Source organism: Actinomadura logoneensis, assembly GCF_003428695.1.
Lineage (GTDB): Bacteria > Actinomycetota > Actinomycetes > Streptosporangiales > Streptosporangiaceae > Spirillospora > Spirillospora logoneensis.
Genome location: NZ_QURH01000234.1, coordinates 1 through 12,624, shown reverse-complemented (window position 1 = coordinate 12,624; position 12,624 = coordinate 1). Strand labels below are relative to the sequence as shown.

The window sequence follows — 12,624 nt, the reverse complement described above, 5'->3', positions numbered from 1 at the left end:
CCGGGCGAGCCGGTGCGCACCGGCCGATCCGGCGCCCGCCGCGTCCTACTGCAGGACGCGGCGGGTGAACGTCCGCGTCGAGAGCCAGCCGAGCAGCGCCGTCCCGGCGACCAGCACGCTGAGGTAGGCCCACGCGGGCATGTGCCCGACCTGCGGGGTGAGCGCGTCGCGCAGCCCCTCGTTCACGTAGACCATCGGGTTGGCCAGCACGAGGATCTGCAGCCAGCGGATGTGGTCCATCGCCGCCCACGGGTAGTACACGCACCCGAGCATCGACATCGGCAGCAGGACCAGCGCGAACATCATCTGGACCTTCTGCGGGTCCATCAGGGTGCCGAGCCACAGCCCGGCCGCGGCCGACATGGCCGACCCGAGCACCAGCACGGCCACCAGCGTCGCCCAGTTGCCCACGTGGACGCTCGGTCCCTGCCCGGACGCGTGCACGAACAGCACGCACGGGAAGACCAGCAGCCCGGCGATGAGCGCCTGCAGGGCGGCCGCGGTGATCTTCTGGACGGCCAGCATCGGCACCGACAGCGGCGCGAGCGCCCGGTCGGTGATGGAGCGCTGCCAGTTCAGCTCCATCATCAGCGGGAAGATCACCGCCATCATCGCCTGCATGACCACGGCCGACCCGACCAGTCCGGGCACCAGCACGGTGGAGAAGGTGGACCCGCCGCCGGCCGCCGTCATCGCGCGGGTCCCGGGCCCGCCGATCTTCGGCAGGACGTAGGAGAACACGAACACGAACAGCAGCGGCTGGATCAGCACCCGCGCGAAGGTCGCGACGAAGTTCTTGCGCAGCACCCGCAGCTCGCGGGCCATCATCGCCAGGAACGTGCGCGGCAGCGTGGGCCGCACGGCGGGCGCGGTGCCCACCGGGGTGGAGGCGGCGGTCATTCGCGGTACTCCCGTCCGGTCAGGGTGAGGAAGGCGGACTCCAGGCTGGGCCGCAGCTGGGAGGCGTCGGTGACGCCCGTCCCGGCGGCGGCGCCGATCGCGACGAGCTCGCCGAGCAGCCCGTCGGCGTTCCGGGCGAACACCCGGACCTGCGCGCCGGTGACCTCGACCTTGGTGACGCCGTCGCGGTCGCGGAGCTTGGCCGTGCCGTCGGGGACGGGCCCGTCGTAGACGACCGTGACGACGGTGTCGGCCCCGGCCGACGCCTTGAGATCGTCCACGGTGCCGCTGGCGAGGACCCTGCCGTGGTCGATGACCGCGACGCGCTCGCACAGCGCCTCGGCCTCCTCCATGTAGTGCGTGGTCAGGAGGATGGTCTGGCCGCCCTGCTGCAGCTCGCGCAGCACGTCCCACAGGTTGACGCGGGTCTGCGGGTCCAGGCCGGCGGTCGGCTCGTCCAGGAACAGCACCTCGGGGCGGTGCACCAGGGCCCGGCAGATCATCAGCCGCTTGGCCTGCCCGCCGGACATCTCGAACGGCTTGCCCTTGCGGCGGTCGCCGAGGTTGAACATCTCCATCAGCTCGTCGGCGCGGCGGCGGGCGTCGCGCGCCGACAGGCCGAAGTAGCGCCCCCGGAACTCCAGGTTCTCGAAGGCGTTCAGCTCGTTGTCCAGGGTGTTGCCCTGCGAGACCATACCGATGCGGCGCTTGACCTCGACCGGGTTCCTGGCGACGTCGAAGCCGCACACGGTCGCGCGCCCGGACGTAGGGACCACCAGGGACGTCAGCATCCCGATCGTCGTCGACTTGCCCGCGCCGTTCGGGCCGAGCAGGCCGTAGAACTGCCCGTGCGCGATGGACAGGTCGATGCCGCGGACGGCCTCGACGTCCCCGCCGGGGCCCTTGTAGGTCTTGTGCAGGTCGACGGTCCGGACGGCGGCCCGGATCTCGTCGACGGGGGGTTCCGCGGGCGCGCGCTCCGCGGCGGGTCCGTCTAGCACTGCCGGTCTCCCTTCGAGTACTCCTCGAAACGTTCGATCAGGCTGAGCAGGAAGCGGCGGACGGCGGGCTCGTCCTCGGGCGGCACGACGTCGTAGAGCGCGTTCATGTCGGTGCCGATGCCGGGCCCGACCTCGGCGAGCAGCGTGCGGCCCGCCTCGGTGGCGTGCAGCAGGACCGCCCGCCGGTCGTCCGGGTGGCGGCGGCGCTCCACGTAGCCGTCGCGTTCGAGCGTGTTCACGACCGAGGTGAGCGTGGCGGGGGTCACGCTGAGCCCTCGCGCCGCGTCGCCCGCGCGCATGCCCTCGGGATGGGCCTGGAGGAGGCGCAGGAGGAAGTACCCGGCGGGGCTCACCCCGTGCTGCTCCACGATCCGCCACATGACCGGGCCGCCGAGCCGCATCGCGGCGCCGAACAGGCGGCCGATCGGCCACTCCTCGGGCGGCCCCAGGAAGCCGAGGTCCCCGAAGTTCAACTTCTCGGTGTCCATGGCGACATTGTTAGCCGACGTATTTTTAGCCGTCAAATCATTAGAGGGCTAACGAACTTCGCAGACATCTCAAATGGTGAGAGAACGGGCGACCGGGTGTTGAATAGTCATCCACTCCAGTGCATACTTTTGCTCATTGCTTCGGAAGGGCAGTGAGAGATGGGAATCCGAGCGGCGGTCGCCGGTGCCAGCGGGTACGCGGGCGGCGAGATCCTGCGCGTGCTGGCGGGACATCCGGAATTCGAGATCGGGACGGTGACGGCCGGGTCCAACGCGGGCCGACGCCTGGGCGAGCTCCAGCCCCACCTGCGATCCCTGGCGGACCGCACCCTCGCCCCCACCACCCCCGAGGCCCTGACCGGCCACGACGTGGTCTTCTTCGCCCTCCCGCACGGCGAGTCGGGCGCCTACGCCGGACTCCTCGGCGACGAGACGCTCCTGGTGGACTGCGGCGCCGACTTCCGCCTGGCCGACCCGGCCGCGTGGGCGTCCTTCTACGGCTCCGAGCACGCCGGCACCTGGCCCTACGGCCTGCCGGAGCTGCCCGGCCAGCGCGACCTGCTGCGCCGGACGGACCGGATCGCCGTCCCCGGCTGCTACCCGACCTCGGTCGCCCTGGCCATGTTCCCGGCCCTGGCCGCCGGCGTCGCCGAACCGGACGTCGTGGTCGTCGCCGCGTCCGGGACCTCCGGCGCGGGCAAGGCCCCCAAGCCGCACCTGCTCGGCAGCGAGGTCATGGGCTCGGTCAGCGCCTACGGCGTCGGCGGCGTCCACCGGCACACCCCCGAGATGGAGCAGAGCCTGTCGGCCGTCGCGGGCGAACCGGTCACCGTGTCGTTCACCCCCACGCTCGCGCCGATGAGCCGCGGCATCCTCGCCACCTGCACCGCCAAGGCCCGCCCCGGCCTCACCGCCCCGCGCCTGCGCGAGGCGTACGCCGCCGCCTACGACGGCGAGCCGTTCGTCGAGCTGCTGCCCGAGGGCACGTGGCCCGCCACCGCGATGACCCTCGGCGCGAACTCCGCGCTCGTCCAGGTCGCCCTCGACGAGCGCGCCGGACGGATCGTCGCGGTCGCCGCCATCGACAACCTCACCAAGGGCACCGCCGGAGGCGCCGTGCAGAGCGCCAACCTCGCCCTCGGACTTCCCGAAACCCTCGGCCTCACCACGATCGGAGTCGCCCCGTGAGCGTCACCGCCCCCCAAGGCTTCCGCGCCGCCGGCGTCAGCGCCGGGCTCAAGCAGAACGGCGGACGCGACGTCGCCCTCGTCGTCAACGAGGGGCCGTCCCGCGCCGCCGCCGGGGTCTTCACCCGCAACCGCGTGAAGGCCGCGCCGGTGCTCTGGTCCGAGCAGGTGCTCAAGGGCGGACGGCTGCGCGCGGTGGTGCTGAACTCCGCCGGCGCCAACGCCTGCACCGGCCCCGACGGCTTCGCCGACACGCACGCCACCGCCGAGCGCGTCGCCGCCCTGCTGGCCGACTCGCCCGGCGAGGTCGCGGTCTGCTCCACCGGCCTCATCGGCACTCGCCTCGACATGGACCGGCTGCTGCCCGGCGTCGAGGCCGCCGCCGCCGAGCTGTCCCGCGGGGACGGCGGCCTCGCCGCCGCCGACGCGATCCGCACCACCGACACCGTCGCCAAGATCGCCTTCCGCCAGGGCGACGGCTACATGCTCGGCGGCATGGCCAAGGGCGCGGGCATGCTCGCGCCGTCGCTGGCGACCATGCTGTGCGTCGTCACCACCGACGCCGACCTGCCCGCCGAGGCCCTGGACCGGGCGCTGCGCGCCGCGACCGGCGCGACCCTGGAGCGGCTGGACGCCGACGGCTGCATGTCCACCAACGACACCGTCCTGCTGATGGCGTCCGGCGCCACGGGCGTCACCCCCGACGAGGCCGCCTTCACCGAACTGCTCGCCGACCTCTGCGCCGACCTCACCCGGCAGCTGCTGGTGGACGCCGAGGGCGCGAGCAAGGCCATCGCGATCGAGGTGGTCGGCGCGGCCAGCGAGGCCGACGCGGTCACCGTCGGACGCACCGTCGCCCGCAACAACCTGCTCAAGTGCGCCATCCACGGCGAGGACCCCAACTGGGGCCGGGTGCTGTCGGCCGTCGGCACCACCGACGCCGTCTTCGAGCCGGACGAGCTGAACGTCGCGATCAACGGCATCTGGGTGTGCCGCAACGGCTCGTTCGGCGACGACCGCGACAAGGTGGACCTGCGCCCCCGCGACGTCACCATCACCGTCGATCTGGCCGCCGGCCCGCACAGCGCGACCGTGTGGACGACCGACCTCACCGCCGACTACGTCCACGAGAACTCGGCGTACAGCTCGTGAGCGCGGTGATCTCAGGAGAGCGGATGCGGCGGCGGCGCGAGGCCGTCCTGCCGAAGGCGAGCACGCTGATCGACGCGCTGCCCTGGCTGGAGCGCTTCCACGGCAAGACCGTCGTCATCAAGTACGGCGGCCACGCCATGACCGACGAGGCGCTGCGCCACCGGTTCGCCGAGGACGTCGTCTTCCTGCGCTACGCCGGGCTGCGCCCGGTCATCGTGCACGGCGGCGGCCCGCAGATCAACGCCGCGCTCGCCGCGCACGGCATCGAGTCGGCCTTCACCGCCGGGCTGCGCGTCACCACCCCCGAGGCGATGGAGGTCGTCCGGATGGTGCTGGTCGGGCAGGTGCAGCGGGACGTGGTGGGGCTCATCAACCGGCACGGCGCGTTCGCGGTCGGGATGTCCGGCGAGGACGCCAACCTGTTCACCGCCGAGCGCAAGCACGCCGTCGTGGACGGCGCGAAGGTCGACATCGGGCAGGTCGGCGAGATCGTCGAGGTCGAGGTCGGCGCCATCGAGGCGCTGCTGAACGACGGCCGCGTCCCGGTCGTGTCCAGCATCGCCCGCGGCGACGACGGCGAGATCTACAACGTCAACGCCGACACCGCCGCCGCGGCGCTCGCCGTCGCGCTCGACGCCGCCAAACTGGTCGTCCTCACCGACGTGCAGGGCCTGTACGCCGACTGGCCCGCGTCCGACGACGTCATCGACCGGCTCACCACCGACGAGCTGGCGGCGCTGCTGCCCGAGCTGTCGGCGGGCATGGTCCCCAAGATGGAGGCGTGCCTGGCGGCGGTGCGCGGCGGCGTCCCGCAGGCGCACGTCCTGGACGGACGGGTCCCGCACGCGCTGCTGCTGGAGATCTTCACCGACGAGGGCATCGGCACGATGGTCACGCCGGGCCCCGCGGGCGGCCTTGCCGCGAAGGACGACGGCCCCACAGCACACGACGACGGCCCCGCCGCGAGCGACGACGAACCGGCCGCCGCTGACGGTGAACCCGCCGCGAACGACGACGAACCGGCCGTGCCGGAAGGAGAACCCGCGTGACCACCCCCCGCACCGACGACCTCGCCGGGCGGTACGAGGCCGCCTTCATGCCGAACTACGGCGTCCCGCCCCTCGCGCTCGCCCGCGGCGAGGGCTGCACGGTCTGGGACGCCGACGGCAACGCCTACCTCGACCTGGTCGGCGGCATCGCCGTCACCTCCCTCGGCCACGCCCACCCGGCGCTCGTCGAGGCCGTGACCCGGCAGGTCGCCACGATCGCCCACACCTCCAACCTGTTCCTGAACGAGCCCGAGGTCCTGCTCGCCGAGCGGCTGCGCGGCCTGCTCGGCGACGACGGGCGCGTCTTCCTCGCCAACAGCGGCACCGAGGCCAACGAGGCCGCGCTGAAGATGGCGATCAAGTACGGCAGGGCGCACGGCAGGACGTACTTCGTCGCCACCGAGGACGGCTTCCACGGCCGCAGTCTCGGCGCGCTCTCGCTCACCGGCAAACGGGCGATCCGCGAGCCGTTCGGGCCGTTCGCGCTGGACGTCCGGTTCGTCCCCTACGGTGACGAGGCGGCGCTCGAAGCCGCCGTCACCCCCGACTGCGCCGCCGTCTTCCTCGAACCCACCCAGGGCGAGGCCGGCGTCATCCCGCCCCCGCCCGGCTACCTCGCCGCCGCCCGCCGGATCTGCACCGCGACCGGGGCGCTCTACGTCGGCGACGAGATCCAGTCCGCGATCGGCCGCACCGGCACCTGGTTCGCCTTCCAGCACGAGGACGCCCGCCCCGACATCCTCACCCTCGCCAAGGGCCTCGGCGGCGGCCTCCCGATCGGTGCGGTCGTCGCCTTCGGCGAGCACGGCCGGATCTTCGCCAAGGGCGACCACGGCAGCACCTTCGGCGGCAACCCCGTCGCCGCGGCCGCCGCCCTCGCCGTCCTGACCACCCTGGAGACCGACGGCCTGCTCGCCAACGCCGCCGAGGTGGGCGCCCTGCTCGCCGACGGCATCGCCGCCACCCGCCACCCGCTGCTGGCGGGCGTCCGGGGCCGCGGGCTCTGGCAGGCCGTCGCCCTGACCGCCGACGTCTCGGCCGCCGTGCAGGACGCGGCCCGCGACGCCGGGTTCCTGGTCAACGCGCTGCGCCCGGACGCCGTCCGGCTCGCGCCGCCGCTCGTCCTCACCGCCGCGCAGGCACGGTCCTTCGTGGACGCCCTGCCCGCCATCCTCGACAAGGCCGCCCAGACGCAGGAGACCCCCCAGTGACCGTCCGGCACCTCCTCCGCGACGACGACCTCACGCCCGCCGAGCAGGCGCAGGTCCTCGACCTCGCCGCCGCCATGAAGAAGGACCGCTTCGCCCACAAGCCCCTCGCCGGGCCCCGGACGGTCGCGGTGCTGTTCGACAAGCCGTCCACCCGCACCCGCGTCTCCTTCACCGTCGGCATCGCCGAACTCGGCGGCAACCCCCTCGTCCTGGACACCGGCGCCAGCCAGATGGGACGCGGCGAGTCCATCGCCGACAGCGCCCGCGTCCTCGAACGCCAGGCCGCCGCGATCGTCTGGCGCACCGGCGCCCAGTCCCGCATCGAGGAGATGGCGGACGGCACCGCCGTCCCCGTCGTCAACGCCCTCACCGACCGCTTCCACCCCTGCCAGGTCCTCGCCGACCTGCAGACCGTCCGCGAGCACAAGGGCGACCTCGCCGACCGCACCCTCGCCTACTTCGGCGACGGCGCCAACAACATGGCGCACTCCTACCTGCTCGGCTGCGCCACCGCGGGCATGCACGTCCGGATCGCCGCGCCCGAGACCCTGCCGCCCGACCCCGACGTGGTCGCCCGCGCCGAGGAGATCGCCGCCACCACCGGCGGGTCCGTCCTGGTCACCGCCGACCCCGCCGAGGCCGCGGCCGGAACCGACGTCCTCGCCACCGACACCTGGGTCTCCATGGGCCAGGAGGGCAAGGACACCGGTCTCTACGAACCGTATTCTGTGGACGAGGCGCTGCTCGCGCACGCCGCGTCCGACGCGGTCGTGCTGCACTGCCTGCCCGCCTACCGCGGCAAGGAGATCGCCGCCGCCGTCCTGGACGGCCCACAGAGCGTGGTCTGGGACGAGGCCGAAAACCGTCTGCATGCCCAGAAGGCCCTGCTGACCTGGCTACTGGAGAACACTGCGTGACCACACCGATGACCAAGGCCGCCCGGCACGCCCGGGTGATCGAACTGCTGTCCCGGCACCCCGTCCACTCCCAGGGAGAGCTCGCCAAACTCCTGGCGGACGCGGGTCTGGAGGTCACCCAGGCCACCCTGTCGAGGGACCTGGTGGAGATCGGCGCGGTGAAGCTGCGCGCCGAGGACGGCAGCCTGATCTACGCCGTGCCGGGGGAGGGGGGCGCGCGCATCCGCCGCGTCCCCACCGGCACCACCGAGACCTTCGACGGCCGCCTCACCAGGCTCGCCGCCGAACTGCTGGTCTCCGCGGAGGCGTCGGCCAACCTGGTCATCGTCCGCACCCCGCCCGGCGCGGCGCAGTACCTCGCCTCGGCCATCGACCACGCCGAATGGCCGTCCATCCTCGGCACCGTCGCGGGCGACGACTCGATCCTGGTCATCGCCCGCGACCCCGCCGGCGGCCCCCAGCTCGCCGAGGCGCTACTGCGCCTGGCCGCCGGACGCGAACGACGAAGCTAGCCCGGCGCCGGACCACCGGCGCCGGGGCAACCGCACGACCCCTCGCGACGCGCCGCCCGTCCCCGGCGGCGGGCAACGCGCGCCGTTCGCGGCGGGTTCCGGCGTGGGACTTGGCGCGAACGCGCCCCCGCGCGGTAAGCGTGCAGTAGAACCAGAGAAACGACAGCGGCAGAGCAGAAGAGGGATTTACCAGTGACGAAGGCACCGACGCGTCTGTGGGGCGGCCGGTTCGAAGGCGGCCCGTCGGACGCGCTCGCGCGGCTCTCGGTGAGCGTCCAGTTCGACTGGCGGCTCGCCCCCTACGACCTGATGGGCTCGCGCGCCCACGCCCGCGTGCTCAACCGCGCGGGCCTGCTCACCGACGACGAGCTCGACCGCATGATCGGCGCGCTGGACGACCTCGAGGAGGCGTGCCGCACCGGCGAGTTCCGTCCCGCCGTCGCCGACGAGGACGTGCACACCGCCCTCGAACGCGGCCTGCTCGAACGCCTCGGCGCGCTCGGCGGCAAGCTGCGCGCCGGCCGCTCCCGCAACGACCAGGTCGCGACCGACCTGCGCCTCTACCTGCGCGACCACGCCCGCCAGATCGTGTCCCGGCTGGTCGAGCTGGAGACCGCGCTCATCGCCCAGGCCGAGCACAACCTCGGTGTCGCGGCGCCCGGCATGACCCACCTGCAGCACGCGCAGCCCGTGCTGTTCTCCCACCAGCTGCTCGCGCACGTGCAGCCCCTCACCCGTGACATCGACCGGATGCGCGACTGGGACAGGCGCACGGCCGTCTCCCCGCTCGGCTCCGGCGCGCTGGCCGGGTCGTCCCTCCCGCTCGACCCGCAGGCCACCGCCGCCGAACTCGGCTTCGACTCCGCCGCGCCCAACTCCATGGACGCCGTCGCCGACCGCGACTTCGTCGCCGAGTTCCTCTTCGTCACCGCGCTGATCGGCGTCCACCTGTCCCGGCTCGGCGAGGAGATCTGCCTCTGGGCCTCCCAGGAGTTCCGCTGGATCGAGATGGACGACACCTACGCCACCGGGTCGTCGATCATGCCGCAGAAGAAGAACCCCGACGTCGCCGAGCTCGCCCGCGGCAAGGCCGGCCGCCTCATCGGCCACCTCGTCGGCCTGCTCACCACCCTCAAGGGCCTGCCCCTCACCTACAACCGCGACCTGCAGGAGGACAAGGAGGGCGCCTTCGACGCCGTCGAGACCCTGCTGGTCGTCCTGCCCGCCATGTCCGGGCTGATCGCCACCATGCGGATCAACACCGAGCGGCTCGAGGCGCTCGCCCCCGAGGGCTTCGCCCTGGCCACCGACCTGGCCGAGCTGCTGGTCCGGCGCGGCGTCGCCTTCCGCGACGCGCACGAGATCGTCGGCCACCTCGTCGTCTGGTGCCAGGTCAACGACAAGGACTTCGGCGACCTCACCGACGAGGAGCTGGCGAAGGTCTCCCCGCACCTCACCCCGGACGTCCGGGAGGTCCTCAACGTCCCGGGCGCGCTGGCGTCCCGCAAGGCGCACGGCGGCACCGCCCCCGACCGCGTCCGCGAGCAGCTCGACTCGCTGCGCGCGCAGGTCGACGAGCACGCCGCCTGGGCCGCCGGCAACGACTCCTGACCGCGGCCCACCGCCGCCCGGCCGGCCCCGGGACGCGCGCGATCATCGTCCGCGCGCGTCCCGGCGGCCGGTACGGTGGAAACCGGCCGAATCGGGACGATCATGGTGGGGGAATGGACGGAGCGCCACTGCCGCGGGACTTCTTCGACGGCCCGGTGGAGACGGTCGCGCCGCTCCTGCTGGGAAGCGTCCTGGTCCACGCCACCGACGAGGGGACCGTCGCCGTCCGCCTGACCGAGGTCGAGGCGTACGCCGGCCCCCGCGACCCGGCGTCCCACGCCTACCGCGGCCAGACCGCGCGCAACGCCGTGATGTTCGGCCCGCCCGGCCACGCCTACGTGTACTTCACCTATGGCATGCACTACTGCGCCAACCTGGTCTGCGGCCCCGCGGGCACGGCCTCCGGGATCCTGCTGCGCGCCGGAGAGATCATCGGCGGGGAGGAACTGGCCGTCGCCCGGAGGCCCCGTTCGTCCGTCCGCGACCTCGCCCGGGGCCCCGCCCGCCTCTGCAACGCCCTGGCCATCGCGCGCGCCGAGAACGGGCTGGACGTCTGCGACCCGGACAGCCCCCTGCGCGTCCTGCCCGGCGACCGGATCGATGCGGCCGCCGTCCGCTCGGGCCCGCGCGTCGGCGTCAACGGCGGCAAGGACACGCCCTGGCGGTTCTGGATCGACGGCGACCCCACCGTCTCGGTCTACCGCCCGCACGTGCCCCGGCGGCGTACCGCCGCACGCCCCTGACCTGCGGACGGACGCCTCAGGGACCGTCCGGCCACGGGAACCCGGGCGGCCGAAGTCCGAATATCGTTAGCCTGTGCACCGTCCATCGGGAACGCTGGTGGACGACGGAAGAAAGCAAGCCGGAGACGAGGGAGACCGTGACCGACATCCTGGACGATCTCGCATGGCGCGACCTGATCGCGCAGTCCACCGACCTGAGTGAACTGCGGGCCCTGCTCGCCGCGGGGCCGGTCACGCTCTATTGCGGGTTCGATCCGACGGCGCCCTCGCTGCACCTCGGCAACCTCATCCAGATCCTCACCCTGCGCCGGTTCCAGCAGGCCGGGCACCGGCCCATCGGCCTGGTCGGCGGGGCCACCGGCCTGATCGGCGACCCCAGCGGCAAGAGCGCCGAGCGGGTGCTGAACACCGAGGAGACCGTCGCGGGCTGGGTCGAGCGCATCCGCGGCCAGATCTCCCGGTTCCTGGACTTCGACGAGGGCCCGACCGGCGCGACGATGGTCAGCAACCTCGACTGGACCGGCCCCATGTCGGTCATCGAGTTCCTGCGCGACGTGGGCAAGCACTTCCCGGTGAACCGGATGCTCGCCCGCGAGACCGTCAAGGCGCGGCTCGAGTCGTCCGGGATGAGCTACACCGAGTTCAGCTACGTCCTGCTCCAGTCCATGGACTACCTGGAGCTGTACCGCCGGCACGGCTGCGTCCTGCAGACCGGCGGCAGCGACCAGTGGGGCAACCTCACCGCCGGGGTCGACCTGATCCGGCGCGTCGAGGGCGGCACCGCGCACGCGCTCACCACCCCGCTGCTCACCAAGGCGGACGGCTCCAAGTTCGGCAAGACCGCGGGCGGCGAGACCTACTGGCTCGACCCCGAGCTGACCTCGCCGTTCGCCTTCTACCAGTTCTGGATCAACGCCGACGACCGGGACATCGAGAACTACTTCAAGGTCTTCTCGTTCCGGCCCCGGGAGGAGATCGAGCAGCTCCTGAAAGACGGCGCGGAGCGTCCCGCCGCTCGCATCCCGCAGCGCGCGCTCGCCGAGGAGGTGACCACCCTCGTGCACGGCGCGGAGGAGACGGCCGCCGCCATCGCCGCGTCCAAGGCCCTGTTCGGCCAGGGCGAGCTCGGCGAACTGGACGAGCGGACCCTCGCCGCGGCCCTGTCGGAGGTGCCGCGCACGGAGGTCGCCCCGGGTGAGCTGCCGCCCGTCGCGGACCTGCTCACCGCGTCCGGCCTGTGCAAGAGCAAGTCGGAGGCCCGCCGCGCGATCGCCCAGGGCGGCGCGTACGTGAACAACGCGAAGGTCGAGTCGGGGGACGCCGTGCCGTCCGCCGGCGACCTCCTGCACGGCCGCTTCCTGGTGCTGCGCCGGGGCAAGCGCAACATCGGCGGCGTGGAGGTCGTCCGCTCCTGACCTCGGACGACGAAGCCCCCATTCGCTCGCGCGGGTGGGGGCTTCGGTATGCGACGGGGAAAAGCTCGGTAGATTCACGTCACAGTGAGATCACGGGAAACGCTCCGAGGACGCCCGAAGGCCCCCGGACACAGGCCCTGAGCTGCGACTCTCCGGGTGCGGACGCCGATTTGACGGTCTCGCCGACCGGACCTAATGTTCTACCTGCCCCGAGGGGAGCGGGACGCCGGACACGGCGGCCGGCCCGAGGGGAACCCCCGAACCGACACCGAGCACTTCGGTCATCGATGTCGCACAGGTGGGCGCTCGAATCGGACGAAGTTGAATGAATCGGACGAATCGGGTAAACTGGAGTGGTTGCCCCGGAGCGAGGTTCACGGAAGTGAACGGAGCGCGGTGGGTGTCCGTTTCTTGAGAACTCAACAGCGTGTTAAAAGC

General features: G+C 72.7%; 11 protein-coding genes and 1 pseudogene. 9 read left to right on the top strand and 3 right to left on the bottom strand.

Annotated elements, in window-relative coordinates:
- Positions 1-45: 45 nt before the first annotated feature.
- From DZF91_RS13725 to DZF91_RS13715, 3 genes are read right to left on the bottom strand one after another with little or no spacing between them, the layout of a single operon-like run.
- Entirely contained in the window at positions 46-900 is an 855-nt protein-coding gene (locus tag DZF91_RS13725) for an ABC transporter permease (RefSeq protein ID WP_117357858.1), read from the bottom strand.
- Positions 897-1,901, bottom strand: a complete 1,005-nt coding sequence (locus tag DZF91_RS13720; protein ID WP_235834265.1) for an ABC transporter ATP-binding protein — start codon at positions 1,899-1,901, stop codon at positions 897-899. Before DZF91_RS13720 ends, DZF91_RS13725 begins: the two co-directional genes overlap by 4 nt.
- The gene (locus tag DZF91_RS13715; protein ID WP_117357857.1) at positions 1,895-2,389 is read right to left on the bottom strand and encodes a MarR family winged helix-turn-helix transcriptional regulator; all 495 of its coding nucleotides are present in this window, start codon (positions 2,387-2,389) and stop codon (positions 1,895-1,897) included. Before DZF91_RS13715 ends, DZF91_RS13720 begins: the two co-directional genes overlap by 7 nt.
- A gap of 159 nt (positions 2,390-2,548) precedes the next feature.
- On the opposite strand from DZF91_RS13715, the gene argC reads away from it, so the two are divergent.
- The 9 genes and pseudogenes from argC to tyrS all read left to right on the top strand — a co-directional run bounded on the left by argC (position 2,549) and on the right by tyrS (position 12,186).
- Entirely contained in the window at positions 2,549-3,577 is a 1,029-nt protein-coding gene (gene argC / locus DZF91_RS13710) for an N-acetyl-gamma-glutamyl-phosphate reductase (protein ID WP_117357856.1), read from the top strand.
- Positions 3,574-4,728, top strand: coding sequence for a bifunctional glutamate N-acetyltransferase/amino-acid acetyltransferase ArgJ (gene argJ, locus DZF91_RS13705; RefSeq protein ID WP_117357855.1), 1,155 nt, complete (start codon positions 3,574-3,576; stop codon positions 4,726-4,728). Before argC ends, argJ begins: the two co-directional genes overlap by 4 nt.
- A gap of 23 nt (positions 4,729-4,751) precedes the next feature.
- Positions 4,752-5,642 (top strand): annotated as a pseudogene (argB, locus tag DZF91_RS13700) (acetylglutamate kinase); the annotation flags it as partial.
- A 131-nt stretch (positions 5,643-5,773) separates the two neighbouring features.
- Positions 5,774-6,988 (top strand): acetylornithine transaminase, encoded by a 1,215-nt coding sequence (locus DZF91_RS13695; protein WP_117357853.1) that lies wholly within the window; start codon positions 5,774-5,776, stop codon positions 6,986-6,988.
- The gene (argF, locus tag DZF91_RS13690) at positions 6,985-7,905 is read left to right on the top strand and encodes an ornithine carbamoyltransferase (RefSeq protein WP_117357852.1); all 921 of its coding nucleotides are present in this window, start codon (positions 6,985-6,987) and stop codon (positions 7,903-7,905) included. The genes DZF91_RS13695 and argF overlap by 4 nt, the downstream gene beginning before the upstream one ends.
- Before the next feature lie 8 nt (positions 7,906-7,913).
- Complete coding sequence (locus tag DZF91_RS13685; RefSeq protein ID WP_117357859.1) at positions 7,914-8,417, top strand: arginine repressor; 504 nt, start codon at positions 7,914-7,916, stop codon at positions 8,415-8,417.
- A 192-nt stretch (positions 8,418-8,609) separates the two neighbouring features.
- On the top strand, positions 8,610-10,028 hold the full coding sequence (gene argH, locus DZF91_RS13680; protein ID WP_117357851.1) for an argininosuccinate lyase: 1,419 nt from the start codon (positions 8,610-8,612) through the stop codon (positions 10,026-10,028).
- 113 nt (positions 10,029-10,141) lie between these two features.
- Positions 10,142-10,771, top strand: a complete 630-nt coding sequence (locus DZF91_RS13675) for a DNA-3-methyladenine glycosylase (protein ID WP_117357850.1) — start codon at positions 10,142-10,144, stop codon at positions 10,769-10,771.
- Between the two features lie 137 nt (positions 10,772-10,908).
- The gene (tyrS, locus tag DZF91_RS13670; RefSeq protein ID WP_117357849.1) at positions 10,909-12,186 is read left to right on the top strand and encodes a tyrosine--tRNA ligase; all 1,278 of its coding nucleotides are present in this window, start codon (positions 10,909-10,911) and stop codon (positions 12,184-12,186) included.
- Positions 12,187-12,624: the final 438 nt, after the last annotated feature.

Bases quoted from the DNA above. Each gene is read 5' to 3' on its own strand.
- DZF91_RS13725 (WP_117357858.1), bottom strand. From the start codon at position 900: ATGACCGCCGCCTCCACCCCGGTGGGCACCGCGCCCGCCGTGCGGCCC.
- DZF91_RS13715 (WP_117357857.1), bottom strand. From the start codon at position 2,389: ATGGACACCGAGAAGTTGAACTTCGGGGACCTCGGCTTCCTGGGGCCG.
- argC (WP_117357856.1), top strand. From the start codon at position 2,549: ATGGGAATCCGAGCGGCGGTCGCCGGTGCCAGCGGGTACGCGGGCGGC.
- DZF91_RS13685 (WP_117357859.1), top strand. From the start codon at position 7,914: ATGACCAAGGCCGCCCGGCACGCCCGGGTGATCGAACTGCTGTCCCGG.
- DZF91_RS13675 (WP_117357850.1), top strand. From the start codon at position 10,142: ATGGACGGAGCGCCACTGCCGCGGGACTTCTTCGACGGCCCGGTGGAG.